This window comes from Sphingomonas phyllosphaerae 5.2, assembly GCF_000419605.1.
Lineage (GTDB): Bacteria > Pseudomonadota > Alphaproteobacteria > Sphingomonadales > Sphingomonadaceae > Sphingomonas > Sphingomonas phyllosphaerae_B.
In genome coordinates this window covers 3725858-3751145 of sequence record NZ_ATTI01000001.1, presented here as the reverse complement: position 1 = coordinate 3751145, position 25288 = coordinate 3725858, and the positions used below count along the sequence as shown (strand labels likewise).

31 protein-coding genes and 1 tRNA gene are annotated in these 25288 nt (G+C 68.2%); 20 read left to right on the top strand and 12 right to left on the bottom strand.

The annotated features are described in order from the left end of the window. Genes SPHPHY_RS0117945 through ribH form a run of 5 tightly spaced genes read left to right on the top strand, consistent with a single transcriptional unit; the run spans position 1 to position 3510 of the window. On the top strand, positions 1 to 351 hold the full coding sequence (locus SPHPHY_RS0117945) for a hypothetical protein (RefSeq protein ID WP_022688075.1): 351 nt from the start codon (positions 1 to 3) through the stop codon (positions 349 to 351). A gap of 25 nt (positions 352 to 376) precedes the next feature. Next, entirely contained in the window at positions 377 to 1354 is a 978-nt protein-coding gene (gene ribD, locus SPHPHY_RS0117940) for a bifunctional diaminohydroxyphosphoribosylaminopyrimidine deaminase/5-amino-6-(5-phosphoribosylamino)uracil reductase RibD (protein WP_028057105.1), read from the top strand. A gap of 11 nt (positions 1355 to 1365) precedes the next feature. Further along, positions 1366 to 1971 carry a riboflavin synthase gene (locus SPHPHY_RS0117935; protein WP_022688073.1) on the top strand — a complete coding sequence of 202 codons (606 nt, stop codon included), beginning with the start codon at positions 1366 to 1368 and terminating at the stop codon, positions 1969 to 1971. Continuing rightward, a complete protein-coding gene (gene ribB, locus SPHPHY_RS0117930) occupies positions 1961 to 3091 on the top strand; it encodes a 3,4-dihydroxy-2-butanone-4-phosphate synthase (protein ID WP_022688072.1) in 1131 nt (376 codons plus the stop codon). The genes SPHPHY_RS0117935 and ribB overlap by 11 nt, the downstream gene beginning before the upstream one ends. Continuing rightward, the gene (gene ribH, locus SPHPHY_RS0117925; protein ID WP_022688071.1) at positions 3091 to 3510 is read left to right on the top strand and encodes a 6,7-dimethyl-8-ribityllumazine synthase; all 420 of its coding nucleotides are present in this window, start codon (positions 3091 to 3093) and stop codon (positions 3508 to 3510) included. Before ribB ends, ribH begins: the two co-directional genes overlap by 1 nt. A gap of 205 nt (positions 3511 to 3715) precedes the next feature. Here ribH and SPHPHY_RS20600 read toward each other — a convergent pair whose 3' ends face one another. Further along, the gene (locus SPHPHY_RS20600) at positions 3716 to 4135 is read right to left on the bottom strand and encodes a putative quinol monooxygenase (protein ID WP_051148465.1); all 420 of its coding nucleotides are present in this window, start codon (positions 4133 to 4135) and stop codon (positions 3716 to 3718) included. A gap of 93 nt (positions 4136 to 4228) precedes the next feature. Between SPHPHY_RS20600 and SPHPHY_RS0117915 the strand changes: the two genes are divergently transcribed. Next, entirely contained in the window at positions 4229 to 4597 is a 369-nt protein-coding gene (locus SPHPHY_RS0117915; protein ID WP_022688069.1) for a hypothetical protein, read from the top strand. 303 nt (positions 4598 to 4900) lie between these two features. On the opposite strand, the gene SPHPHY_RS0117910 is transcribed toward SPHPHY_RS0117915, so the two are convergent. From SPHPHY_RS0117910 to SPHPHY_RS0117900, 3 genes are all read right to left on the bottom strand, one after another. Then, positions 4901 to 5695, bottom strand: coding sequence for a DUF72 domain-containing protein (locus SPHPHY_RS0117910; protein WP_022688068.1), 795 nt, complete (start codon positions 5693 to 5695; stop codon positions 4901 to 4903). Then, positions 5692 to 6402: an HPP family protein gene (locus SPHPHY_RS20595; protein ID WP_022688067.1), complete on the bottom strand. Its 711-nt coding sequence runs from the start codon at positions 6400 to 6402 to the stop codon at positions 5692 to 5694. Before SPHPHY_RS20595 ends, SPHPHY_RS0117910 begins: the two co-directional genes overlap by 4 nt. 136 nt (positions 6403 to 6538) lie before the next feature. Further along, a tRNA-Gly gene (locus SPHPHY_RS0117900) sits at positions 6539 to 6613 on the bottom strand. A gap of 157 nt (positions 6614 to 6770) precedes the next feature. On the opposite strand from SPHPHY_RS0117900, the gene SPHPHY_RS0117895 reads away from it, so the two are divergent. The 7 genes from SPHPHY_RS0117895 to SPHPHY_RS21560 all read left to right on the top strand — a co-directional run bounded on the left by SPHPHY_RS0117895 (position 6771) and on the right by SPHPHY_RS21560 (position 13315). Next, entirely contained in the window at positions 6771 to 7481 is a 711-nt protein-coding gene (locus SPHPHY_RS0117895) for a response regulator transcription factor (RefSeq protein ID WP_022688066.1), read from the top strand. Positions 7482 to 7491: 10 nt separating this feature from the next. Then, entirely contained in the window at positions 7492 to 8814 is a 1323-nt protein-coding gene (locus SPHPHY_RS0117890; RefSeq protein WP_022688065.1) for an ATP-binding protein, read from the top strand. Between the two features lie 143 nt (positions 8815 to 8957). Beyond that, entirely contained in the window at positions 8958 to 10511 is a 1554-nt protein-coding gene (locus tag SPHPHY_RS0117885) for a SulP family inorganic anion transporter (RefSeq protein ID WP_081645357.1), read from the top strand. A 161-nt stretch (positions 10512 to 10672) separates the two neighbouring features. Next, positions 10673 to 11536, top strand: coding sequence for a TorF family putative porin (locus tag SPHPHY_RS0117880; RefSeq protein ID WP_028057103.1), 864 nt, complete (start codon positions 10673 to 10675; stop codon positions 11534 to 11536). A 92-nt stretch (positions 11537 to 11628) separates the two neighbouring features. Continuing rightward, positions 11629 to 12525 (top strand): tetratricopeptide repeat protein, encoded by an 897-nt coding sequence (locus SPHPHY_RS0117875; RefSeq protein ID WP_022688062.1) that lies wholly within the window; start codon positions 11629 to 11631, stop codon positions 12523 to 12525. Then, entirely contained in the window at positions 12522 to 13145 is a 624-nt protein-coding gene (locus tag SPHPHY_RS0117870; protein ID WP_022688061.1) for an LON peptidase substrate-binding domain-containing protein, read from the top strand. The genes SPHPHY_RS0117875 and SPHPHY_RS0117870 overlap by 4 nt, the downstream gene beginning before the upstream one ends. Then, positions 13142 to 13315, top strand: coding sequence for a Trm112 family protein (locus tag SPHPHY_RS21560; RefSeq protein ID WP_022688060.1), 174 nt, complete (start codon positions 13142 to 13144; stop codon positions 13313 to 13315). Before SPHPHY_RS0117870 ends, SPHPHY_RS21560 begins: the two co-directional genes overlap by 4 nt. A 132-nt stretch (positions 13316 to 13447) precedes the next feature. Here the strand turns inward: SPHPHY_RS21560 and msrA are convergent, their stop codons facing one another. The 4 genes from msrA to pabB form a co-directional block, all read right to left on the bottom strand. Further along, positions 13448 to 14101: a peptide-methionine (S)-S-oxide reductase MsrA gene (gene msrA, locus SPHPHY_RS0117860; RefSeq protein ID WP_022688059.1), complete on the bottom strand. Its 654-nt coding sequence runs from the start codon at positions 14099 to 14101 to the stop codon at positions 13448 to 13450. A gap of 37 nt (positions 14102 to 14138) precedes the next feature. Continuing rightward, positions 14139 to 14288 (bottom strand): hypothetical protein, encoded by a 150-nt coding sequence (locus tag SPHPHY_RS22105; protein WP_022688058.1) that lies wholly within the window; start codon positions 14286 to 14288, stop codon positions 14139 to 14141. 222 nt (positions 14289 to 14510) lie between these two features. Then, on the bottom strand, positions 14511 to 15710 hold the full coding sequence (locus SPHPHY_RS0117850) for a pyridoxal phosphate-dependent aminotransferase (protein ID WP_022688057.1): 1200 nt from the start codon (positions 15708 to 15710) through the stop codon (positions 14511 to 14513). A gap of 49 nt (positions 15711 to 15759) precedes the next feature. After that, positions 15760 to 17505: an aminodeoxychorismate synthase component I gene (pabB, locus tag SPHPHY_RS0117845; RefSeq protein WP_022688056.1), complete on the bottom strand. Its 1746-nt coding sequence runs from the start codon at positions 17503 to 17505 to the stop codon at positions 15760 to 15762. 97 nt (positions 17506 to 17602) lie between these two features. On the opposite strand from pabB, the gene SPHPHY_RS0117840 reads away from it, so the two are divergent. Further along, on the top strand, positions 17603 to 18262 hold the full coding sequence (locus SPHPHY_RS0117840; RefSeq protein WP_028057102.1) for an MBL fold metallo-hydrolase: 660 nt from the start codon (positions 17603 to 17605) through the stop codon (positions 18260 to 18262). A 7-nt stretch (positions 18263 to 18269) separates the two neighbouring features. On the opposite strand, the gene SPHPHY_RS20590 is transcribed toward SPHPHY_RS0117840, so the two are convergent. Continuing rightward, complete coding sequence (locus SPHPHY_RS20590; RefSeq protein ID WP_022688054.1) at positions 18270 to 18653, bottom strand: MAPEG family protein; 384 nt, start codon at positions 18651 to 18653, stop codon at positions 18270 to 18272. Positions 18654 to 18863: 210 nt separating this feature from the next. Here SPHPHY_RS20590 and rpmF point away from each other — a divergent pair, with 210 nt between their 5' ends. The 6 genes from rpmF (at position 18864) to SPHPHY_RS0117805 (ending at position 22638) form a co-directional block, all read left to right on the top strand. Continuing rightward, positions 18864 to 19043 (top strand): 50S ribosomal protein L32, encoded by a 180-nt coding sequence (gene rpmF / locus SPHPHY_RS0117830; RefSeq protein ID WP_022688053.1) that lies wholly within the window; start codon positions 18864 to 18866, stop codon positions 19041 to 19043. Between the two features lie 43 nt (positions 19044 to 19086). Next, the gene (gene plsX, locus SPHPHY_RS0117825; RefSeq protein WP_028057101.1) at positions 19087 to 20121 is read left to right on the top strand and encodes a phosphate acyltransferase PlsX; all 1035 of its coding nucleotides are present in this window, start codon (positions 19087 to 19089) and stop codon (positions 20119 to 20121) included. Next, positions 20118 to 21098 carry a beta-ketoacyl-ACP synthase III gene (locus SPHPHY_RS0117820; RefSeq protein WP_022688051.1) on the top strand — a complete coding sequence of 327 codons (981 nt, stop codon included), beginning with the start codon at positions 20118 to 20120 and terminating at the stop codon, positions 21096 to 21098. The genes plsX and SPHPHY_RS0117820 overlap by 4 nt, the downstream gene beginning before the upstream one ends. An 88-nt stretch (positions 21099 to 21186) precedes the next feature. Continuing rightward, complete coding sequence (locus tag SPHPHY_RS0117815; protein ID WP_022688050.1) at positions 21187 to 21486, top strand: integration host factor subunit alpha; 300 nt, start codon at positions 21187 to 21189, stop codon at positions 21484 to 21486. A 5-nt stretch (positions 21487 to 21491) separates the two neighbouring features. Further along, a complete protein-coding gene (locus SPHPHY_RS0117810) occupies positions 21492 to 21851 on the top strand; it encodes a MerR family transcriptional regulator (protein ID WP_022688049.1) in 360 nt (119 codons plus the stop codon). Positions 21852 to 21894: 43 nt separating this feature from the next. After that, the gene (locus SPHPHY_RS0117805; RefSeq protein WP_022688048.1) at positions 21895 to 22638 is read left to right on the top strand and encodes a polysaccharide deacetylase family protein; all 744 of its coding nucleotides are present in this window, start codon (positions 21895 to 21897) and stop codon (positions 22636 to 22638) included. On the opposite strand, the gene SPHPHY_RS0117800 is transcribed toward SPHPHY_RS0117805, so the two are convergent. Genes SPHPHY_RS0117800 through SPHPHY_RS0117790 form a run of 3 tightly spaced genes read right to left on the bottom strand, consistent with a single transcriptional unit; the run spans position 22593 to position 25266 of the window. Further along, positions 22593 to 23777 (bottom strand): glycosyltransferase, encoded by a 1185-nt coding sequence (locus SPHPHY_RS0117800; RefSeq protein ID WP_022688047.1) that lies wholly within the window; start codon positions 23775 to 23777, stop codon positions 22593 to 22595. The two genes, SPHPHY_RS0117805 and SPHPHY_RS0117800, sit on opposite strands and share 46 nt — an antisense overlap. A 14-nt stretch (positions 23778 to 23791) precedes the next feature. Then, positions 23792 to 24325, bottom strand: coding sequence for a DUF2141 domain-containing protein (locus SPHPHY_RS0117795; protein WP_022688046.1), 534 nt, complete (start codon positions 24323 to 24325; stop codon positions 23792 to 23794). Next, positions 24307 to 25266: a hypothetical protein gene (locus tag SPHPHY_RS0117790; RefSeq protein WP_156025133.1), complete on the bottom strand. Its 960-nt coding sequence runs from the start codon at positions 25264 to 25266 to the stop codon at positions 24307 to 24309. The genes SPHPHY_RS0117795 and SPHPHY_RS0117790 overlap by 19 nt, the downstream gene beginning before the upstream one ends. Positions 25267 to 25288: the final 22 nt, after the last annotated feature.

Genomic DNA, 25288 nt, shown 5'->3' with positions numbered 1-25288 from the left:
ATGCAGCAATTCTTCGCCCGCATGTCGCCGATCCGCGCATGGCACGATCTCCGCCTGTTCCTGGGCACGCGGCAGCCGCAGGACCTGTGGTTCCTGCTGCTCTCGATCACGATCACCTGCTTCATCCTGTGGGCGTTCGTGCACGATTCCTACGCGGAGAAGGTCTACAAGCCCAAGATCGTCTATTTCGAGCAATGGAAGCTGGATCGCAGCGATGCGGAGATCATCGCGCAGCAGAAGATCGACAAGCCGATCCGCGACGCGCAGGTCGCCGCACAACGCGAGCGCGAGGAGAAGCTGCGCGCCGGGTTCAAGCGGCTGGACGACAAACTGAACGCGATGGGCATCTGACGCCTTGAGCGACGACGCGCGCTGGATGGCGGCGGCGCTCGCGCTGGCGGGGCGGACGCGCGGGCGCACCACGCCCAATCCGAACGTCGGCTGCGTGATCGTCCGCGCCGGCCGCGTCGTCGGGCGCGGCTGGACGCAACCCGGCGGGCGCCCGCATGCCGAGGCGATGGCGCTGGCCGAGGCCGGCGATCGCGCGCGCGGCGCCACCGCCTATGTCACGCTGGAACCCTGCGCCCACGTCAGCCCGCGCGGTCCGGCCTGCGCCGGGCTGCTCGTCGCGGCCGGCATCGCGCGGGTGGTCGCCGCGCTGGGCGATCCCGATCCGCGCACCGACGGGCACGGCTTCGCGCGCCTCCGCGATCACGGGATCGCCGTGGAATCCGGATTGCTCGCCACCCAGGCGCAGCGCTCGATGGCCGGGTTCCTCACCCGTCGCGCGCTGGGTCGCCCGCACGTCACGCTCAAGCTGGCGCTGTCGCTCGACGGCGCGCTGGCAATGGCGGACGGGCGCAGCCGCTGGATCACCGGCGCGGAGGCGCGCGCCCACACCCATCTCGAACGCAGCCGCCACGATGCGATTCTCGTCGGGCGCGGGACGTGGGATGCGGACGCGCCGCGGCTCGATGTTCGCTTGCCGGGGCTCGAGGATCGCGCGCCCTTGCGCGTGGTGCTGTCACGAAGCGTGCAGCATCGCGCGCCCGCCGATTCGGCCCGCGACGACGCCGGGCCGCCCGCGCCGGTGTGGATCGCCGATCCGCACGGCATCGCCGCGCTTTCCGCCGACCACCTCTTCGTCGAGGGGGGCGCGCAGGCCGCCGCCGCCTTCCTTCGCGCCGGACTGGTCGACCGCCTGCTCCTCTACCGTGCCCCGATCGTGATCGGCGGCGGACGCACGCTCCCCGATATCGGCCTCGTCGACCTTGCCGCCGCGCACGGCCGGTGGACGCTGGCCGACCAGCGCCAGCTTGGCAGCGACCGGCTCGAAGTCTACGAGCGCGGCTGAAAGGTTTTCCCATGTTCACCGGCATCGTCACCGACATCGGCACCATCCAGCGCGTGGACGCGCGCGGCGACGCACGCGTCACGATCGCGACCGGCTACGACACCGCCACGATCGATCTCGGCGCCTCGATCGCCTGTTCGGGCGTGTGCCTGACGGTGGTCGAGACCGGTCCCGGCTGGTTCGCGGTCGACGTCTCGGGTGAGACGATCGCGCGCACCGCCCGCGACCAGTGGCAGCCGGGCCGCGCGCTCAACCTCGAACGCGCGATGAAGCTGGGCGACGAACTCGGCGGGCATATCGTCACCGGCCATGTCGACGGCGTGGCGGCGGTGGTCGAGGTTCGCCCCGACGGCGATTCGCGCCGTATCGGCTTCCGCGTCGCGCCCGCACTGGCGCCCTTCCTCGCGCAAAAGGGTTCAGTGACGATCGACGGCGTCTCGCTGACCGTCAATGCCGTCAGCGACGAGGCCGATGCCACGCATTTCGCGATCAACCTGATCCCGCACACCCAGGCCGTCACCACGCTGGGCGCGCTCGAAGCCGGGCAGTCCGTCAACGTCGAGATCGACGTCCTCGCCCGCTATCTGCAACGCATGGAGCATTATCGTGGCCGCTGATCCCGAACTGGCGCGGTTGCGCCACGGCTATCTCTCCACGCCCGAGGAGATCATCGACGAGGCGCGCAACGGCCGGATGTTCATCCTGGTCGACGATGAGGATCGCGAGAACGAGGGCGACCTCGTCATCCCCGCGCAGATGGCCACGCCCGAGAAGATCAACTTCATGGCCCGCCACGGCCGCGGGCTGATCTGCCTGGCGATGACCAAGACGCGCGTCGAGGATCTCGGGCTCGACCTGATGAGCCGCAACAACGGCACACGGCACGAAACCGCCTTCACCGTTTCGATCGAGGCGCGTGAGGGGGTCACGACCGGCATTTCCGCAGCCGATCGCGCCTGCACGATCGCGGCGGCGATCGATTCTACCAAGGGCCGCGCCGACATCGTCACCCCCGGCCACGTCTTCCCGCTGGTCGCGCGCGACGGCGGCGTGCTGGTGCGTGCCGGCCATACCGAGGCGGCCGTCGACGTGTCGCGGCTCGCCGGGCTCAATCCGTCGGGCGTGATCTGCGAGATCATGAACGAGGACGGCACGATGGCGCGCCTCGACGATCTCGTCTCCTTCGCGCAGCTCCACAACCTCAAGATCGGCACGATCCGCGATCTGATCGCCTACCGCCGCCGCCACGACCATCTGGTCGAACTGGTCAGCGAAGCGCCGTTCGCCAGCCGCTGGGGCGGCGACTGGACGGTGCGCGCGTATCGCAACAAGGCGACCGGCACCGAGCAGATCGCGCTGGTGAAGGGCCGCGTCGATCCGTCGCGCCCCACGCTGGTGCGGATGCACGCGCTGTCGCCGTTCGCCGACGTGTTCGGCGAGGAGGGCGAGCGTGGGCGGATGCTCTCGCGCTCGATGGAACTGATCGCGGCCGAGGGTGCCGGGGTGATCGTCGTCATCAACCGCCACCGCGCCGATGCCTTCACCACGGCGGTGCGGATGAAGGCCGGGGAGCCCGCGCCCGCCGACATGGAGGAATTGCGCGACTACGGCGTCGGCGCGATGATCCTCGCCGAACTGGGCGTGCACGACATGGTGCTGCTCACCAACACGCATCACACATTGGTCGGGCTCGACGGCTATGGGCTGTCGATCGTCGGCGAACGGAAGGTGGATTGATGGCCAACGTCCTCATTGTCGAAGCGCGCTTCTACGATCACCTGAACGACATGCTGGTCGCTGGCGCCACGGCCGCGATCGTCGCGGCGGGGCACGTCGCGGAGGTGCTGACCGTCCCCGGTGCGCTGGAGGTGCCCGGCGCGATCGCGATGGCGGCGGATAGCGGCCGCTACGACGCGTTCGTGGCGCTCGGGGTCGTCATCCGTGGCGAGACCTATCACTTCGAGATCGTCGCCAACGAAAGCGCACGCGGCATCATGGCGCTGACCCTCGACGGGCTGCCCGTCGGCAACGGCATCCTGACGACCGAGAACGAGGCGCAGGCGATCGTACGCGCCGATCCCGCCCAGCTCGACAAGGGCGGCGCGGCGGCGCACGCGGCGCTGGCGATGCTCGACCTGAAACAGCGGCTGGGGTGACGCCGCGCCGCGATCGGCTGGCGGTACCGGAACGGTACCGTTCGGATCGAAGCGCGAATTACCAGCCCGATCGCGGCACCGACCAGCCATAACGGCAGCAGTCCGTCGTCACCGGATGCTACCGCGAAGACGCCGTGAACTGCGAACAGCATCACCACGGCGCCCCGGTATCATAGCGGCCGTAGAACCAGCATCCGAACGCCGGTCACAGGCATGTCACGGGTCCGCCCCTCCTGCCCTTCGACTTGGCGCACAACAGGATCGGCCGGGTCTCGACCAGTCGCAGCGAGCGTACCATCCGCTCGGTCGCGGTCTTGTAGGTCAGGAAATGCGGCGAGCGGATGTGTGATCCGTACGCGGCGCGATCGGCGTAGACTTCGAGCAACCGGATTTGCGTCGGGTCGTCGGCGATCTGCACCGAGTGCAGCATCAACACGCCCGGCTCGTCGCGCACCGACGCTTCCTGCTCGGTTTTCAGGATCGCCTTATAGGCGTCGATCTGCGCCGGATCGATCGACAGCTCGGCGATCCTGACCATCATCTGCCCATCGGCGGGCGCAGCTTGCGCCATCGTCGCGGCCAGTGCGAGCGCCGCAGCGCCCGCGCCGATCGGGGCCTTCCTCATCGCCATTCGCCTTCCTTCATCCCGTCCATACAGCGGTATAAGCGTATCGCCCTCCCTCTTGCCACCGTCCCACGCGCGGGCGAGGAGGTGGGCATGGACGATCCGCTCCGCCCGCCTGCGTCCCATGCCGTCGCCGCGCACGGTGGCGGCCGGTTCGAGCCGGGCACCGATGTCGCCGCCTTTCTCGATCGTTTCGCGGCGCGGATAGCGCGCGCCTATCACAACGGCGAACTGCCCTATGCCGTATGCGACAGCATCGTCGGCGACCTGTGGGGGTTGCTGGAGGGGCTGCGGATGGACGGGGTCGCACACGATTGGCCGGTGCTCTTTCAACAGGTGTACGATGCGTTCGAGGCCGGCGGCTGGCACCGCCGCCCTGATGGCTCGGACGATCCGGTCGGCACCTACACCGATCCGGCGATCGCCGCGATCGTCGCCGCGCTCGATCGAACCGCAACCTGATGCGGCTGTCCTACACCCGCTCACCCGACGTACGTTGTCGGGATGTGCGACCACATCCAACGATGCCGCCCCGACAGCCCCCGATCGTCGGCGTGCGACCGTGCGCTCCGACGTGCGCCGCGCCCGCGCTACCTACTGTGGGCGGGAGCAGCCGGGCCCCGGCCAAGGATCGGGAGGCCGGGTTGGCACCACATGGACGTTTCCACCTACAGGCCGGAAAGTCGGTTCAGCCGCTCGCGCCGCCGTACCGGACGAACGTTGAGAAAGCCCGCCAGCGTCTCAACATTCGCAACATTCGCCGCGTCAGCGGAGTCGCTCGATCAATGCCATCGCGGCGTGCGGAGCACGGACCTTTGCGCCGTTTATCATGAAGATGAACGTGTCGCGCGGCTCCATCGACGCCGGTTCCGCGACATACGGCAGGCCGGTTGGGGGCTCCCCGGCTGCCCACGCCCGGGCGACCTCGCGCCAACGGTCGAGCGCGTCGGGGGCATAGCCGGCCGGCTCCTCCTCGCGCGCATCCTCCAGCCTCGCATAGACGAAGTCGCCCGACACATCCGCCAGCGCCGGATAGTCCGCCGAATCGCCATGGACGATCGCCACTCCGGCGGCACGGCACAGCGCGACGAAGTCCGGTGTCGCAAAGCTTGCATGCCGCACCTGGATCGCATGGCGCAGCGGCACGCCGGCTTCGCTGGCGGGCAGCAGCTTCAGGAACGCCCCCATGTCGTCCGCGTCGAACTTCCGCGTCGCGGGCATCTGCCACAGGATCGGACCGAGCATGTCGCCCAGCTCGACGATGCCCTGCCCGACGAAGCGGGCAATCGATTCTTCCGCCTCGGCCAACACCTTGCGCGTGACGCAATAGCGCGACGCCTTGAGCGCGAAGACGAACCCCTCCGATGCCGTCTCGCGCCATCCGGCGAACGTCGCAGGCTTGAAGGACGAATAGAAGGTGCCGTTCACCTCGATCGCGGTGACGTGCCGGCTGGCATATTCCAGTTCGCGCTTTTGCGGCCACTTTTCAGGGTAAAAGGTGCCACGCCACGGCTCGTAGGTCCAGCCGCCGATGCCGACTCGGATCGCGTTCGAAGTCATCGCGCAGGGGTGCCGGGCCGCGGTGCCGCTGTCGAGAGCGAACGACCACGCCGCCGCGCCTCGGCATGCACTTCCGCACGTGTCAGCAGCGCATCGAGGTCGGCGGGCGCGATGTCGAACGTCTCGTGCAGGTCGGCCAGCGCCGCGTCGATGTCGGCGGCGTGCAACCCGCCCGCCGGCGTCACAGGCGCGGCGGCGCGGTGCGGATAGGAATGGCGCGTCAGCCGATGGTAGCAAACCCCCAGCCCGACCAGCGCCAGCGAGTTGATGCCGACCGGCACCAGCGCGAAGCCGAAGCCCGCGGCATGGATGCCGGGGCTACCGATCACGGCGGTCAGCGCGGCCGCGCCACCCGGCGGGTGCAGGCAACGCAGCAGCGACATCGCGAGGATCGCCGCACCCACCGCAACGCCGGCCGCCACGGCGGTCTGCGGTATCGTCTCGAACGCCGCGACGCCGACCAGCGCAGAGATCGTGTTCCCGCCGATCACCGGCCACGGCTGCGCCAGCGGGCTCGCCGGTACCGCAAACACCAGTACGGCAGACGCCCCGAGCGGCGCGACGATGATCGGCAGGTCGGCCTGCGACAGCGGCAGATGCGCGCAGACGAGGAACGTGAGCGCCAGGCATGTCGCGGCGCCCAGGCACGCGACCAGCCGTGCAGGCCATTGCGCACCGGCGAGGATCGGCGTGAAGAACGAAGCCATGCCGCGCGCCTAGCACGCTCGCGCGCCGTGCACGACGATAGCGATGCGCTGCGACGCAAAAGATGGACTTGGCAAATCTGGCAGGATGGCCCGGCGAAAGCCGGATCGGCTCAGCCACGACCCCACGGCCGAAAACTGGAGCGGGCGAAGGGATTCGAACCCTCGACCCCAACCTTGGCAAGGTTGTGCTCTACCCCTGAGCTACGCCCGCTCTGGCGCCGTTGATGGGGAGCATCTGGACGCTCCCATCGGGTGAGGTGGGGCCACTAGCAGCGGTGCCATGACCCCGCAACAGCTTTTTCGCGGAGGACGTCGATTTTCAGGCGAAGAATTGACCGGCATAAGTCCGGACCCTAGGTCCTTGGGGCATGACTGCCCCTACGATCCTGCTTGTCGAGGACGATCCGTCGCTTCGCATGCTCACCGCGCGCGCACTCCAGGAAAACGGATTTTCCGTTCGCCCGGCTTCTGCGGCTCCCGAGATGTGGCTTGCACTCGAATCCGGACCGGTCGACCTCGTGCTCCTCGACATCATGTTGCCAGGCACCAGCGGTATCGACCTGTGCCGGTCGCTGCGCCAGAAAAGCGACGTCCCGATCATTTTCATGTCGGCACGCGCCAGCGAGACCGATCGCGTCGTCGGACTGGAACTGGGCGCAGACGATTACATAGCGAAACCATTCGGCACGCGCGAACTGGTGGCACGGGTCCGTGCGGTGCTGCGCCGACCGGCGCTCGACCGCCGTGCGGGCGCGGGCGACCAGGGCGTGCTCAGCTTCGACGGCTGGACCGTGAACCTTCCGCGTCGCGAGTTGGCTTCCCCTACAGGCGCGATCGTCGACCTGACCGGGGCGGAGTTCGACCTGCTGGTGGTGCTCGCCGACCATGCGCAGCGCGTGATTGCGCGCGAGCGGCTGATCGAGCTCAGCCGGACGCGGCTGGGCGACAGTTCGGATCGCTCGATCGACGTGCTGGTCAGTCGCCTGCGCCGCAAGCTGGGCGGGGCGGGTGCGCCGGCGCCGATCGTAACGGTGCGCGGGGTCGGTTACATGCTCAACGCGCCGGTCGAGCGGAACTGAGCCCGCACGCATGACCTTCCTGCGCCGCCCGGCAGTCGGCTTGCTGGGGCAGGTGCTGGCGATCCTGTTGCTGACGATGGTGATCGAGTTCGGCGCGAGCACCTTGCTCTACGAGCGTGCGAGCAGCTTTGCCGTGCGCGACGACGAGGCCAACCGGCTCGCCGAGCATCTCGTCATCAGTCGCCGCCTGATCGCCGAGCGGCCCCCCACGGAGCGTGCGGCGATGGCAGCCGAGCTGACCACAGACCGCTACGTGCTGCAATGGGGCGATACGTTGCCGGCGATCCCGGCGATCGCTCCTGCGCTGGACGAGATGCAGCGCCAGGTGTTCGAGTGGGAGCCGTCGCTCGCCGCGACCGATCTGTGGATGCGGCTCCAGTCGCCGGGTCGGCGATCGGTGGTATCGGGGGGCTTGCGGCTCGACGATGGCAGCTGGCTGTTCTTCCGCACCCGCCAGCCGGTCGCCAATCTGAACCTGTCGTTCGAGCGGATCGCGCTGGCGATGGTGCCCGCCATCGCGCTGATGCTGCTGGGCGCGCTGCTGCTGGGGCGCGTGCTGCTCCCGCTGCGGCGACTGGCGACCGCTGCGGATCGCGTCGGGCATGGCGCGGTCGAGCATGTCGAGGAAGACGGCCCCGGCGAGGTACGTCGCGTCATCACGGCCTTCAACCGGATGCAGGACCGGATTCAGGCCCTGATCGCGGGTAGGACGCAGGCGCTGGCGGCGGTCGGCCACGACCTGCGCACGCCCTTGGCGCGACTGCGGCTGCGGACCGAGGCGCTGGCGCAGGCCGACACGCGCGACGCGATCGCGCACGACGTTGCCGAAATGGAGGCGATGATCACGTCGTTGCTCGCCTTCCTGGGCGGCGCCGCCGATCCGGAGCAGGTGAGCATCGTTGATCTGGCGGTGCTGTGCGCGACGCTGGCCGATGATGCAGAGGATCGCGGACGCACGGCGCATTACGTCGGCCCCGATCACTGCGAATGGCGGCTACGGCGCGTCGGATTCAAGCGTGCGCTGGCCAACCTCGTCGAGAATGCGCTTCACTATGGCGACGCGGTGACGGTCACGTTGCTCATCGGCCAGCCGGGGGTGACGATCCGCATCGAGGACGACGGACCTGGCATCCCCGACGATGAGCTGGAGCATGTGCTGGAACCGTTCGTGCGGCTGGACGCGGCGCGGGCGCGCGACACCGTCGGGTTCGGGTTGGGGTTGTCGATCGTCCAGTTGGCGGTAGCGGCGGAAGGCGGAGTGCTGACGCTGTCAAATCGCCCGGGTGGCGGGCTGCGCGCGCAGATCGAATTGCCGCCGCAGGAAACGAAATGACACGCGCGCGCCGTAACTTGGCAAGAACAAGGCCCTAAGCCCTGATCGGTTAGCATCAGGAGATTCGACGTGGCCAGGGGACGCAAGCGCGACGCCGTCAGCATCAACAAGGCCGCAGCGGGCACCCTGCGAGTAGACGCATAATGGCCAGTGTCGTTCCTGTGTCCGCCGCCGCGCGGCCGGGCATTTCGGTTCCGACGATCCCGCTGCTGGGGCGGGATCTCACCGCGTCGATCGTGGTGTTCCTCGTGGCGATGCCTTTGTGCATGGGGATCGCGATCGCCTCGGGCGTGCCGGCCGAGAAGGGATTGATCACCGGCATCATCGGCGGACTGATCGTCGGCGCGCTCGCCGGATCGCCGTTGCAGGTCAGCGGCCCGGCTGCCGGTCTTGCGGTGATCGTCTACGAACTGGTGCGCGACCAGGGTCTGTCGGCGCTCGGCCCGATCCTCGTCGTCGCCGGTGCGGTGCAGGTTGCGGCGGGTGTGTTCCGGCTTGGTGGCTGGTTCAAGGCGATCTCGCCCGCCGTCGTCCACGGCATGCTCGCGGGAATCGGCGTGCTGATCGTCGTCGGGCAGTTCCACGTCTTGTTCGACCATCGCCCGCTGCCCAGCGGGTTGCAGAACCTCGCCGCCATGCCGGAGCGGATGTTCGGCCTGTCGCCGGGCAATCTGCAGGCGAGCGAGTTCGCGTTTGCAATCGGCATGGCGACGATCGCGGCGATGGTCGGCTGGGAGAAGTTTCGACCGGCGGCGCTGCGATTGCTGCCCGGCGCGTTGGTCGGCGTGACCGTCGGCACGATCGTGGCGCTGCTGCTCGGTTTCGACGTGGCGCGCGTGCAGGTGCCCGATTCGATCTTCGGAGCGGTGACGCTGCCCGCAGGCGGGGCCTTCGCACGGCTGCTCGATCCGTCAGTGATCGCGGCTGCCGTCGCCATCGCGTTCATCGCCTCGGCCGAGACGCTGCTATCGGCGGCGGCGGTCGACAAGATGCATGACGGCGTGCGCACCGATTACAACAAGGAACTGCGTGCGCAGGGCGTCGGCAACCTGCTGTGCGGCTTTGCGGGCGCGCTGCCGATGACGGGTGTGATCGTTCGCAGTTCCGCAAACGTCCAGGCAGGCGCAGCGACCCGGCTGTCCGCGATCCTGCACGGCGCGTGGATCCTCGGCTTCGTCGCGGCGCTGCCGTTCGTACTGAAGCTTATCCCGATGGCTGCGCTCGGCGCGATCCTCGTCGTCACCGGTTTTCGCCTGGTGAGCGTCAAACATGCGACGCACCTGTTCCGCGATTACGGCGCGTTGCCCGTGCTGATCTGGGCGGCAACGCTGGTGATGGTGGTAACAACCGACCTGCTGACCGGCGTGCTGGTCGGCATCGGACTGACGATGCTGGAGCTGATCCCGAACCTGCACCGGCTGCGGCTGCGCGTGTACGAAGGTCAGGAGGCGGACACGCATGCGATCACGCTGGACGGCACCGCCACCTTCGTGACGCTGCCCAAGCTGTCGGAAACGCTGGACCGCGTGCCCGCCGGCACCCCGGTACGGATCGACGCGTCGCGGCTGAGCGCTGTCGACCACACGACCGCGGAGATGCTGCGTGACTGGTTCCAGCGGCGTCGCGCCTCCGGCCACCCCGTTGAAGTGACGGGTGCACGTGGCCGGATCGCCACACTGAATGACGATCCCAACTAAGGCCGATCACAGCAATGCTTTGATGCTATACGGACACATTGCGGAAAAGGGGCGCGGATATCTCGGGAGGGTGGCCTAGTGGCTGCCCTCCCGTTTCTTTCGGCGGGGGAGAGCAGCGCGGGACACAAGCAGGAGGAGCCTCTGCCACAAGGGAGGTTCCATTGAAGTACGCATTCCTACTCTCCGCCATCGCGATGTTGGCCGCCATTCCCGCCGCTGCGCAGGAAGAGGCACCCCCCAAGGCGGTTACCGTGTCCGGTTCGGTGGGGCTGGTCAGCGACTATCGCTTTCGTGGCGTCTCGCAATCAGACGAGAACCTCGCGGTGCAGGGCGGTTTCACGATCGCGCACGAAAGCGGCATCTATATTGGCACCTGGGGCTCGAATCTTGCCGGTTGGGGCACGTTCGGTGGCGCCAATATGGAGCTGGACCTGATCGCGGGTTACAAGCTCCCGGTCGGCGGCGGCACGCTGGACGTCGGCGCGACCTGGTACATGTATCCCGGCGGCTTCGACAACACCGACTTCATCGAGCCCTACGCCAAGCTGTCGGGCACCGCCGGCCCGGTCAGCCTGACCGCGGGTGTTGCCTATGCGCCCAAGCAGGAGGCGCTCGGCGCCTGGTCGGCGAACGGGTTCGTCGCCTCCCAGGTCGATTACAGCGCCGGCACCGGCTACAGCAACCCGGGCGCGAAGGGCGACAACCTCTACGTCTGGGGCGACGCCGCCGCGGCGATCCCGAACACCGGGCTGACGGCCAAGGCGCATATCGGCGCGTCGAGCGGCAACAAGGGCCTGGGGCCGTTCGCGACCAGTGTCGCGCCGACCGGCGCCTATGCCGACTGGCTGCTGGGCGTCGACTATACGATCCCCAGCACGCCGCTGACGGTCGGCGTCGCCTATGTCGACACCAACATCACCGACCGCAAGGCCGCGTATCTCCAGCCGAGCTTCAGCCGCGGGCAGGACGGCAACGGCTCGATCGCCGACGCTAAGGTCGTCTTCGCAGTGACCGCCGCCTTCTGACGCGCGGGGAGGGGCGGGGGGTTTGTATCCCCCGCCGCCTTCCCACATAAGGGGCCGAGCAATTTCAGGAGCGCCCCTTGGCCACGTTAGGCATGTCCCCGGCACAGAAGGAAGCCGTCCAGCGATTCCGTGCGGATGTCGTCGATCCGTCGATGACCAAGTTGGTGATCGTCGACTTTTTTGCGGAATGGTGTGCGCCGTGCAAGGCGCTGACGCCGGTGCTGGAGAAGGTCGCGGCCGAATATGCCGATCAGGGCGTCGTGCTGGCCAAGGTCGATACCGACAAGGACCAGTTCATCGCCGCGCAATTCCAGATTCGCTCGATGCCGACCGTCTACGCGATGTTCCAGGGGCAGTTGGTCGCGGACCTGACCAGCGCGCGTACCGAATCGCAGCTGAAGACGATGCTCGATCAACTGCTGCGCCAGCTGCCGATCGAGGGCGAGGCGCAGTCGCAGGACGCCGAACTCGAGCCGCTGATCGCAATGGGCGAGCAGGTGCTGGCGGAGGGCGACGCGGCTCGGGCGTTGTCGATCTTCGACCAGCTGATGGAGATGGCGCCCGATCATCATGCGGTGCTCTCCGGCCGCATCCGCGCGCTGGTCGCCGCCGGGGCGGTCGAGGAAGCCGAGGCAGCGATCGCCGCCCTGCCCGAAGATGTCGCAAAGATGCCGGATATCGCGCGCGCCGCCGCCGCACTGGCACTCGCGAAGTCGGCACCCGCCGTCGACGACCTCGCCCCATTCGAGGCGGCGGTCGCGGCGAGCCCGGACGATCTCCAGGCGCGCTACGACCTTGCCAACGCGCGCATGGCGGCCGGCCAGCGTGACGCGGCGGCGGACGGCTTCCTGTCGATCGTCGCCGCGGAGCGCGACTGGAACGACGGCGCAGCGCGGCAGCAATTGCTGAAGCTGTTCGAGGTCGTCGGACTGGAGGATCCGTGGGTGTCGGCGCAGCGCCGGCGGCTGTCGGCGATCCTGTTCGGATGACCGGCCTGACGCGGCTCTCGATCTTCCCGCTGCCGGGCGCGTTGCTGTTCCCGCAGCTGCACCTGCCGCTGCACATCTTCGAGCCGCGCTATCGTGCGATGGTGTCCGACGCGATGGCACGCGACCGCCGCATCGCGATGATCCAGCCACGTCCGGACAGCGACGATGCGGCGACGCCCGCGCTGTTCGACATCGGCTGCGTCGGCAAGATCGCCGAGGTCGAGGCGCTCGACGACGGGCGCTACAACGTGATCCTGCAAGGCGTTTCGCTGTTCCGGCTGCGTCGCGAGCTGGTCGTCACCACGCCGTTCCGGCAGGTCGAGGCCGAACTGCTGCCGCTTGCCGACGAAGAAACGCTGTCGCTGGGCGCACGTGCGTCGTTGGAACTGGAATCGCGCCGCTTCGCCGAGGCGCATGGCTATGCGGTCGACTGGAAAGCCGTCGGGCGGCTCGATGATATGAGCTTCGTGAACGGGGTCGCGCAGATTGCGCCGTTCGACGTCGCCGCGAAGCAGGCGCTGCTCGAGGCACCCGATCTCGCGACGCGTGCCGAACTGCTGGTACAGTTGATGCAGTTCTTCGGTCGCCATGACGGCGAGGAGCGGGTGACGCTGCAATGACGCTCGACGCGTGGTTGCTCGAACGGCTGGTGTGCCCGGCGACGCGTACCGCGCTGCGCTACGATGTGGAGCGGCAGGAGCTGGTGTCGGAGGCGGCGGGTGTGGCCTATCCGGTGCGCGATGGCGTACCGGTCCTGCTGGTGGAAGAGGCGCGCCCGCTCGCCGTATAACGCTCCCGCGGCTGTTATTGCGCCGGGGCCCTACCCGGATGTTGATGATGACGGACGATGTTTCGCCACCAGACTCCCGCCGACCGGATCCCGGCCTGCGCCAGGTGAACACCGGGTATGACGGAGCGCGTTTTAGCGCATCGCCAGTTGCGGGAAGCCAGCCTTGAATCCCGCTACCTTCGGCTTGTCCCAACGCACGATGTACGGATGTGTCGGATTCTTGCGGAAGAAGTCCTGATGATAGGCCTCCGCCGGGTAGAAGCCCCCGCTCTCGATGCGCGTCACGATCGGCCGCGGATAGGCGTGTGTCCCGCCAAGCTGCTTGATGTAGGCCGCTGCGACCGCACGCTGCGCATTATTCTGCGGGAAGATCGCCGAACGATAGCTGGTGCCGCTGTCCGGGCCCTGCCGGTTCAACTGCGTGGGATCGTGCGCGATCGAGAAATAGACGCGCAACAGGGTCGCGTAGCTGACCACGCGCGGATCATAGCTGATCCTGATCGCCTCGGCGTGCCGCGTCGCCTCGCTGCTGACCGCTTCGTAATTGGCGGTTTGTGGCGTGCCGCCCGCATAGCCGGCGACGACGTCGCGCACGCCCTTCACCTGCTGGAACACCGCCTCCATACCCCAAAAGCAGCCGCCAGCGAGTATCGCGGTCTGCATGCCCCGTGCAGCCGGCACATCATGCGCTGCGGCCGGGATCGGAACGGCCCGCTCGGCCTGCGCGGTACCGCAAGCGGCGAGGAGCAGCGGCAAGGCCGCCATCGGGAGCAAGGGGCGCTTCATGCCATTGATATGGGGCTGGCTTCGACCTTCCGCTAGATCAGCGAGCCGCGTGCGAGGCGGCGGTCGCCGCATAGGCGTTGGCAGGGGCTTCGGGCTGGGCCACATGCGCCGCCATCATGCCCATGGCGCCGAGCATGAAGCCGCCGACAAACTGCCATGCGAAGCTCGATTTGATGAAGCGGGTCATTCTTGCTCTCTTTTCCTTGGCCGCTGGGGCGGCATGTCGATCCTGCATCGCCGCGCGGCCAAGGCCGGTGCGACGAGGGGATCACTTTCGGCTTACGTGCCTGAACGCCGGCTGGGCTGCTCGTTCATCGGCGATATAGCGACAGCATCGCTGCCGCACCATCACGGGTGCGGAAAGCGATCGTTTCGAAAAGCGCGTGTGTGTGGCGGCTGCCCGCCGCGGCTATTTAAGCGCGCTGCACGCCGCCTGAATGCGCCGGCAGGCCTCGGTCAGCAGCGCCTCGGAGGTCGCGTAGCTGATCCGCATCGCGGGCGACACGCCGAACGCGACCCCCTGTACCGCGGCGACCTTCGCATCATCGAGCAGATAGCCGACGAAGTCGCTGTCGGTATCGATCCGCTTGCCCGCCGGGGTCGCCTTGCCGATCACACCCGACACGTCCGGGTAGACGTAGAAGGCACCCTCGGGCTTCGGGCAGGTGATCCCCTCGGCGGCATTCAGCATGTCGACCACCAGATCGCGGCGAATCTGGAACGCCTGTGCACGCTCCTTGAGGAACGACTGGTCGCCGCTCAGGGCCGCCGTCGCCGCCGCTTGCGCGATCGAACACGGGTTGCTGGTCGACTGCGACTGTAGCTTGGCGATCGCCTTGATCAGCCACGGGGCACCGGCCGCGAAGCCGATCCGCCACCCGGTCATCGCATAGGCCTTGGAACAGCCGTTGACGGTCAGCGTGCGCTCGTAAAGCGACGGGCAGACCTCGGCGATCGTGGCGAAGCGGAAGTCGTCGTAGACGATATGCTCGTACATATCGTCGGCGAAGATCCAGACGTGCGGATGCCGTTCCAGCACCTCGCCCAGCGCCTTCAGCTCGGCGACGGAATAGGCAGCGCCGGTCGGGTTGGAGGGCGAGTTGAGGATCAGCCACTTGGTCCTGGGCGTGATCGCCGCCTCCAGCATCGCCGGCGTCAGCTTGTAGCCGACGTCGGCGCCCGCCGCGACGATCACCGGGGTGGCGCCAGCGAACTGCACCACGTCCGGGTAGCTGACCCAATATGGCGCGGGCACGATGACCTCGTCGCCCGCATCGAGCGTCGCGACCAGTGCGTTGAACAGCGTGTGCTTGCCGCCCACGTTCACGGTGACCTGCGCCGGGGTATACTCCAGCGCGTTGTCGCGCTTGAACTTGGCGACGATCGCCTCCTTCAGCTCCGGCGTGCCGTCGACGTTGGTATATTTGGTCTTGCCCGCGCGGATGGCCGCGATCGCGGCTTCCTTCACGAAGTCCGGCGTATCGAAGTCCGGCTCGCCCGCGCCCAGCCCGATCACGTCGATCCCGGCCCGCTTCAGTTCCAGCACGCGGCTGGTGATCGCCAGCGTCGGCGAGGGATTGATGCGGTCGAGCGCGGCGGAGGTGTGCATGAGCGGGCGCCTTTGATGGGAAGCGCGTGCGCCTATGCGACGGCTTGCCTCATTGTGCAACCGCGAGCGCAGCGGGCATGAGCCCGCGCAACGCATTCCCGACGAACAGCCCGTCCGCGAGATCGGCGGCGAACAGGTCGCCCTCGATCGCGCGTCCGTCCTCCAGCATCTCACCGCGCAGGACGCCGGGCAGCAAGGGGCCGGCGCGGGGCGTGACCAGCGTGTCGCCGCGCGTGACGAACACGTTCGTGAAGCTGCCCTCCGTCACCCGTCCGTCAGGGGCGACGAACACCACCTCGTCGGCACCGCTGGCGGCACGCGCGGCGTCATAGAAGCGCCGGTCGCTGGTCTTGTGCCGCAACCGCCAGTCGCGGGTGCCGACCGGCAGCGGCACGAGCATGACCCGCAGCGGGCGATCCGGTGGCGGCGGGGCGGCGGCGACCTCGATCGCGATCGCGCCGGTGCGCGACACCAGCAGGCGTACGCGCGCGGGCTTGCGCAGCCGGAAGGTCGCTGCCTGCAATTCGTTGCGCACGTCGTGACGGTCGAAGCTGTAGCCGAGTACATCCGCACTCGCGCGCAGCCGCGTGAGATGCCGCTCGATCCGCAACAGGCCTTCCTCGGGATCGAATGCCATCGTCTCGATCAGGTCGACGGTGCGGGTGTCGCGGGTCAGGAACGCCGCCTTCGCCAGCGCCTCGTCCCATTCGTCCTCCGCGCGCGAGTCGGCGACGATCCCGCCGCCGATCCCGATCATCGCATGGTCTGCGCCGTCCTCGATCAACAACGTGCGGATCGCGACGTTGAACGCCGCCGATCCATCCGCATCGATCCGTCCGATCGCGCCGGTGTAGATGCCGCGCGGGCTGCCCTGCTCGATCGCGGCGATCGCCTGCATCGCGCGGACCTTCGGCGCGCCGGTGATCGACCCGCATGGGAACAGCGCCTCGATCACGTCGACGGCGTCCTGCTCCGGGGCGCGCGTCGCGGTGACGGTCGAGGTCATCTGGTGCACGGTCGGGTAGCGTTCGACCGAGAACAACGCCGGCACCGCGACGCTGCCCGGCAACGCGACGCGTGACAGGTCGTTGCGCATCAGGTCGACGATCATCAAATTCTCGGCGCGCTGCTTGGCATCCGCGGCAAGCGCGCGCGCGATCGCCAGGTCGGTGGCCGGATCGGCATGGCGGCGCGCGGTGCCCTTCATCGGGCGACAGGTGAGCGCATCGCCGTCCAGCGCGAAGAACAGCTCGGGCGACAGCGACAGGATCGTCTGCGTGCCCGTCGCGACCACCGCGCTCCAGCCCGCGCCCGCCGTCTCGCGCAACCGCGCATACAGCGACAGCGGATCGCCGGTAAATGGCACGCGCGCACGGAAGGTGAGGTTGAGCTGGTAGAGGTCGCCGGCGCGTATCAGCGCCTGCGTCGCCTCGAACATCGCGCGATACGCGGCCAGCGCGGTTTCGGGCGCGGGTGTGCCGGTGCGCGCGCCGGCCGGGTCGGGCAGCCAGGCCGCGACGTCGGCGATCTCCTCATGGCCATCGAACAGCCCGAACCACGCCAATGGGGTGGGGGAGGCGGGCTCCGCCGCCGCAGCCGGCTCGAACGCCGCGCCCGCGCCATAGGAGAGGAACCCTGCGGCAGCGCCTTCCCAGCCACGCACCGTCGCCAGTACGTCCGCGACCTCGGCAGGCGTATGCGCGGCGACGATCCGGCGCGGGTCGCGGTACAGCCGCGCTGCCGCGCCCCCGCACCGGGCATCGTGAAGGAGGACGAAAGGCGCAAGCGGCGGCATCACCTGACAAATGCCTGTGCGCGACCGCTACGGCAAGCTGCGTTGCGTGGAGCGCTGGCGGCGGCTAGCACCGCGCTTCACCGGGCTGGAGCCTCGAATGACCGATACCCCGCTGCGCGCCGCGATCATCCCCGTCACCGCAATCGAACAGAATTGCACGCTGATCTGGTGCACCGCGACGAAGAAGGCCGCGGTGGTCGATCCCGGCGGCGACCTGCCGCGCATCCTGGCGGCGGTCGGGCAGGCCGGGGTGACCGTCGAGAAGATCCTGCTCACGCATGGGCATATCGACCATGCCGGCGAGGCGAAGCCGCTTGCCGAGCAGCTCGGCGTGCCGATCGAGGGGCCGCACGAGGACGATCGCTTCTGGCTGGCGCGACTCGACGAGGACGGGCGGCAATGGGGCATCCGCGGCGTGGTGTTCGAGCCCGACCGCTGGCTTGCCGAAGGAGATACGGTGACGATCGGCGATCTGACGCTCGACGTCTACCATACCCCCGGCCACACCGCCGGGCATGTCATCTTCCACCACGCCCCGACCCGATTCGCGCAGGTCGGCGACGTGTTGTTCCAGGGGTCCGTGGGCCGTACCGACCTGCCGCAGGGCAATCACAAGCAGCTGCTCGAATCGATCGTGACCAAGTTGTGGCCGCTGGGCGACGAGACCGCCTTCATCCCCGGTCACGGCAAGCCGAGCACCTTCGCACACGAACGCGCGCACAACATGTTCGTCAGCGATCGCGCGCTGTCGGCATAGCCGGCGGCTACAGCACCAGCGCGACCGCCCAGCCGGCGAGCGCGACGAGCACCAGCCACGTTGCGGCGATGCCGCCCGCGCGGCCCGGGTTGGGCGCGGGAGCGCTCATCCCCAGCGCGTGGGCGATTCGCGCAGCCACGAACGCAATCGCGGCGGCGCGCAGCCACGTGGGCGAGCCGCCCGCCAACTCGATCGCCCCGACCAGGATCATCACGAACGGCGCATATTCCGTGAAATTGCCGTGCGCCCGTTGTGCGGCGAGCAACTGCGCATCGCCGCCGTCCCCGATCATGGCCTTGGTGCGGAAGCGTCCGCGCGCGACGCGCAGCGCCAGCCACAGGTTCAGCATGGCGCAGGCCGCGGCGAAGGTAAGGGTGACAGGCAATGGCATCGCTTCGCGTTCTCGCTCGTTCAAGTGGTCCAGGGAGGATCGCAGTGACCGGCTCGACTTGCAACGTTCGGGGAAATCGCTATAGGCGCGGGGCTTCGCGATGCGAGCCGATGCCCGGCTGCCTGCCGCGGCCGGTGCTCGCATCGTCCGCGCGGCACCGTGCACCGGCTCCCCGCTCTTATGAACTACTAGACAAATCAAGGTGCCGCGATGGCCGTCCCCAAGCGAAAGACTTCTCCCTCACGCCGTGGCATGCGCCGCGCGCACGACGCTCTCTCGGTGGAGGCGTTCCAGGAGTGCCCGAACTGCGGCGAGCTGAAGCGCCCGCACAACCTGTGCACCGCGTGCGGACACTACAACGGTCGCGAGGTCGTCGCGGTCGACGCCTGATCCCGGTGGGTTGCAGGCGTGACATCGGGAGCGTGATCCAGTGATATCCGACAGGTCCCGGATCGCCGTCGATGCGATGGGCGGTGACGAGGGGCTGGCGGTAATGCTGGCCGGGGTGGCGCGTGCGTGCCGCAGCTACGACGACGTCAACTATCTGTTGGTCGGCGACGAGGTGGCGATTCGCGAAGGGCTCAAGAACCACCCCAACCTCGCCGAGCATTCGGAAATCGTCCACGCGCCCGACGTGATCGCGGGCGACGACAAGCCGAGCCAGGCGATTCGTCGCGCCAAGACGACGTCGATGGGTGTCGCGATCGACTGCGTGAAGCAGGGTCGCGCCGCTGCGGCCGTGTCCGCCGGCAATACCGGCGCGTTGATGGCGATGGCCAAGCTGTCGCTGCGGACGATGCGCGGCATCGATCGCCCGGCGCTCGCGGCGCTGCTGCCGACGCTCGGCGACAATGATGTCGTCGTGCTCGATCTCGGCGCGAATACCGAGTGCGATGCCCGCAACCTCGTGCAATTCGCGGTGATGGGTGCGGCCTATGCACGCACCACGCTGGAGCTCGAGTCGCCGCGCGTCGCGCTGCTGAACATCGGCAGCGAGGACCAGAAGGGCACCGAGGAAATCCGCGATGCTGCCCAGATGCTGCGCGCGGCGCCGCATCTGCCGATGAAGTTCATCGGCTTCGTCGAGGGCGATCGGCTGTCACGCGGCGAGCATGACGTGATCGTCTGCGACGGCTTCTCGGGTAATATCGCGCTCAAGACGGCCGAGGGTACGGCGCGCTTCGTCGCCGACCTGCTGAAACGTGCCTTCCGCAGTTCGGTACGCTCGAAGGTCGGGTTCCTGATCTCACGCCCCGCGACCGACCTGCTGCGCCATCATCTCGACCCCAACAACCACAATGGCGCGGTCTTCCTCGGGCTTAACGGGCTGGTCGTGAAGAGCCACGGCAGCGCGAACGAGCGCGGCGTGGCGACGGCGATCGGCAATGCCGCCAAGATGGTCCGCGCCGACCTGACGCGCCGGATCGTCGAGGATCTTCGCCATTTCGAAGCGAAGGCGGCCGCATGATCCGTGCCGTGCTGACGGGAACGGGATCCGCGCTCCCCGCCCGCCGCGTTTCCAATGCCGAACTGGCCGAGCAGGTCGACACCTCCGACGAGTGGATCGTCGAGCGTACCGGCATCCGCTTCCGTCATATTGCAGGCGAGGGTGAAACCACCGCGACCCTGGCGCGGGACGCGGCGACAGCGGCGGTCGCGGCGGCGGGGCTCACGCCGGGCGACATCGACCTGATCGTGCTGGCGACCGCCACGCCCGACAATACGTTCCCGGCCACCGCCACCAAGGTGCAGGCGATGCTCGGGATCGACGACTGCGTGGCGTTCGACGTCGCGGCGGTCTGTTCGGGCTTCCTCTATGCGGTGCAGGTTGCCGACAGCATGATCCGCGCGGGTGCGCACCGCCGCGCGCTGGTGATCGGGGCGGAGACGTTCAGCCGCATCCTCGACTGGGAGGATCGCACCACCTGCGTGTTGTTCGGGGATGGCGCGGGGGCGATCGTGCTGGAAGCACGCGAGTCGGTCGACGCCGTGACCGATCCGGGTGCGCGCGGCATCCTCGCGACGCGGCTTCATGCCGATGGTCGCCATAATGGGTTGCTTTACGTCGACGGAGGACCGTCCACGACCGGGACGGTCGGCAAGCTGCGGATGAAGGGCCGGGAGGTATTTCGGCATGCCGTGGTCAACCTCGCGGCGGTGATGGAGGAGGCGCTGGGGGTCGCCGGATTGCCACTTTCGGCGGTCGATTGGGTGGTCCCGCACCAGGCGAATGCCCGCATCCTGGATGCGACCGCGCGGAAACTTTCGCTGGAATCTGAGCGGGTTGTGGTCACGGTCGATCAGCACGCCAACACCTCCGCCGCGTCCGTGCCGCTGGCGCTCGACCAGGCGGTTCGCGACGGCCGGATTCACGCCGGGCACGTCGTCGTGCTCGAGGCAATGGGCGGCGGATTTACCTGGGGTGCGGCCGTCATTCGCATGTGACGGCCACCGACGGGTTGCATCGACAATTCGCCCCGACCGCGATAACTGACGCGAAGTATAACCTTTCCGGGGGCGTAGAGGTAAGTCGATGACACAAGCAGGTACGCTGACGCGGGCCGATCTGGCCGAATCACTTCACAAGCAGGTTGGGCTGTCGCGCGCCGACTCCGCGCGACTGGTCGAGCAGATCCTCGATCGTATGTGCGGCGCGCTTTCCGACGGTGAGAACGTCAAGATTTCCGGGTTCGGCACCTTCGTCCTGCGTGACAAGGGTGAGCGGATCGGCCGCAATCCCAAGACCGGCGTCGAGGTGCCGATCGCACCGCGCCGCGTGCTGACGTTCCGTGCGAGCCAGATGATGCGCGACCGCATCGTCGGCGCAGGCTGAGCGCTTTGGCGTCGGACAATAAATCCGCCGCCGCGTTTCGGACCATCGGCGAGGTCGCGCAAGCTACCGGCCTCGCCCCGCATATCCTGCGTTATTGGGAAAGCCGCTTCCCGCAACTCCGGCCGATCACCCGCGCGGGCAGCCGACGCTATTACCGGCCGGAGGACGTGGCGCTGATCGAGCGCATCGACCAGCTGCTGAATCGCGAAGGCTATACGATCAAGGGCGTGCAGCAACTGCTGACGCGCGAGCCCGTCGTGCCGCAGGCCGACGCGGCCGGTGCTGCGCGATCGTCGCGGCCGGCGCCCGTTGCCTCGCTCGCTGCGATCCGCAAACTGCTCGCGGATGCGCTAGACGCCGATTGAGCGCGGTTGCGTTGCTGCGCAGCGATGCGCATGTGACATTTCGATGAAACGCCTTCTCGCCTCGATCCACGACGTCTCGCCTCGTTTCGAGCGGGAGGTGGAGACCCTCCTTGGGCGGCTGTTGCCGTTCGTCGGGCAGCGGCTCGCGATGCTGGTCGTGCCGGACCATTGGGGCAGTGCGCCGATGACGCCCGCCTTCGCGGCGCGACTGCGAGGCTGGGCAGACGTCGGGATCGAGATGTTCGTCCATGGCTGGTTCCACCGCGACGACACGGCGCACCGCGGCCTCACAGCCGTGAAGGCGCGCCGATTGACCGCGGGCGAGGGCGAGTTCCTCGGGCTCGATCGTCGCGAGGCGCTGGCGCGGATGCGTCGCGGCAAGTCACTGATCGAGGACGTGACCGGTCGCGCTGCGGCCGGCTTCATCGCGCCCGCCTGGCTCTATTCGCCGGACGCGCGCGCCGCGCTGGTCGATGCCGGGTTCGCGCTGGCCGAAAACCACAATCGCGTCTGGGTGCCGGGTGGCGAGACGCTGGCCGCCGGACCGGTGATCACCTGGGCCAGCCGTACGGATTCACGCGCGCTGAGTTCGTTGGCGGCGGCGGCGGTGCTCCGCCACGCACTCCGTCCACTCCCAACCGTGCGGATCGCGGTGCATCCCGGTGACGTCACGCGTCCGGCGTTGCTGAGCAGCATCGATCGCACGTTCGCCGCGCTGACGCGGGATCGGCGGCCGGCGGCCTATGCGGACCTGCTCACTGCCCCGCGCGTGTCGATCACCGACTGATAATGCGCGATCAGCGCTTGCGCGTGTTCGCGATCACTCCACACCTTGGGAGCTGCGACTCCCGCCGCACGGCGCAACAACGACTGGTCGCGTGAGGCCAGCGCGACGATCGCGCGCGCGCAGTCGTAGCCATCACCGCTGCGGTACGTCTCGGCAAAGGCCGGCTGCGCGACGGCATGAGCGCCGCCGCGATCGGGCAGCACCAACGGCAGGCCAGACGCCAGCGCCTCCGACGCGACCAGCCCGAACGTCTCGGTGCAGCATCCGTGTACGAACGCGTCAGCGCTCGCCATGATCGAGGCGAGCTGGCCGCGGTGGAAGATCGGCTCGAACATCCGCACGTGCGGGCTTTCGTCGATGTGGCGTTCCAGCGTCCGGGTGTCGGGCCCGAGGCCGAGCAGCATCAGCCCGACCGGCAGCTTCGTGCCCGCACGGCGCACCGCGTCGATGACCATCGGCCAGCGCTTTTCGGGATGATGGCGGCCGATCCCGATCAGCAGGTAAGCGTCCTCCGGCAGGCCGCATTGCGCCAGCATCGCGGCGCGCAAGGCCGGGCTACGCAGCGCGGGCGAGAAGTGTTCACGCTCGATACCCAGCGTCATCGTTGCGTCGATTCGCAAGCCGCGTCCGCGCAGCCGATCGGTCAGCACCGGGCCATTGGTGACGACGGTGTCGAATCGGTCGAGCCAGCGCGCCATGTAGCGGTCGTACCAGCCGAAGGCGCGCTCGATCGTCGGCTCGGACGCGACTCGCGAGAACCAGCGTTTGGGGTACGCCTCCAGGTTGTCGTTGTGCATGAACCACGAACGGATCGCCGGTCCCTGCCAGTTCGCGACGATCGCCGCCGATCGCCACGGCGCGCAATTTTCCACCACGTCGGGCTGGTAATGGTCGAGCAGCGCGTGGATCGGGGCGGCATCCCAGAACAGGCCGTAGTTCGAATCGAACGGCAAGCCCGGCGACTTCACGTAATGGATGCGCGCGCCGCCCGGCCGCTCCTCCACCCGCTCCTCACGGCCCGGCGCGATGACGATCTGTTGATGTCCGAGTTCGGACATGATCGCCATCTTGCGATCGAGATAGGAGCGCACGCCGCCGCCGGTCGGCGAATAGAATTCGTTGACGTCGATGATCCGCATGTCGCGTCCCCCGTTCAGCGCATGAAGCCGAAACCGCCCAGGCCGCGCAGATATTGCGCACGAATGACGGTCCGCGTCACGCCTGCGCCGACGTCGATCAGCGCGTATTCCAATTTCGGGCGGGCGCGCCCGATCCGGTGGTTGCCGGGAAAGCCGGCGCCGTCGCTCCAGAAATTGAACTTCCGCTTCCCGTCACGATCGTGGCCCAGGAACAACGCGTAGCGGCCCGGGCGCGGTACGCGGATGCAGATCGCGGCATCGCCGCTGGCGGGCGGCGCGACGGTGATGCGACGGAAGAACTTTCCCTGCCGCGCCAGATCGTCGTCCCCGGCCAGGAAATCCTTCTCGTTGGGCGGATACAGTTCCAGCTTCAGCGTGCCCTGCCGGTCCTTCAGCCCGGTGACCGTGGCGAGGATCGCCGGCCCCTGCCCACTGGTGCAGGCGGCCGCGTCCTCGCCCAACACCTGTGCGGACGCCGCCGGCGCGGCCAGCGCCAGCCCGGCAGCCAGTGCGGCGCTCCATCCGGTCTTCAGCGTGCCTCGCGCCATTCGCGCATCCTTTCCATCACATATGCTGCGCCGAAGAGCAGCAGCAGAACCCCGTGCACCACCAAGGTTGACGCAGCGGTGAACGCCATCAAATCCGACAACGCGCGATCATGCCCGATGACCAGGATCGCGAAGTTGGCGAAAAGCAGGTCTTTGTTGGGCACGAACGGCAGGCGCGACACCAGTTGCCGTCCGGCGATCAAGAATAGCCACATGCCCAGCGACACCGTCGGCATCGCGAACGCCCAGGCGATCGCGCTGGCGACGCACGCCACGGCGATCCGCAGCAGGTCGATCCAGAACACATACCACAGGTCGCGCCGCGGCAACGAGAACACGCGCCGCGAAAACAGCAGCACGCCGAGCGAGATCGCCAGCGCGAAGATCAGCGACCAGATCATCCCCCGCATCAGATCGGGCGCGATCAACTGATAGCCGAGCGGCAGCGCGAACGCGCCGAGCAGGAACGCGGTAAGGTTGCCGGTGATCGCCGAGACGATGCCGACGTCCTTCACCGCCCCGAACGGCGCCGTCACCATCGACAGCCGTGCGCGCGCCCAGGCGTAGAAATAGGCATCCCCGGAATAGCCCGTGAGGATGTCGTTCGCGATTCGCTTGCGGTTCAGCGCGGCGAAGGCAGAGGTGGGGACGTCCCAAAGATGGCGGAAAATCATGAAATCGCACAGCGGCAGCGCGAAGTAGGAGGCGAGGAAGAACAGGTAAAAGCCGGGCGAGGTCGGCACCGCGCGGCGCAGGCCGGCAAAGCCGTGGTTGAGCAGTTCGTGCCCCACCCCGACCAGCATCGCGACCGTCAGCACCATCGCCAGCAATGCGGGCCAGCGACGCCGCAGCGTCTGCACCGGCTTCAGCGCGCCGAGCGGTGCGGCCTCGGCCGCGGCGGAGAGGGACGGGTGTGGCTCGTCGACGCGCAATCGGTTCATCCTGCGGCCCGCTCGCTCACGG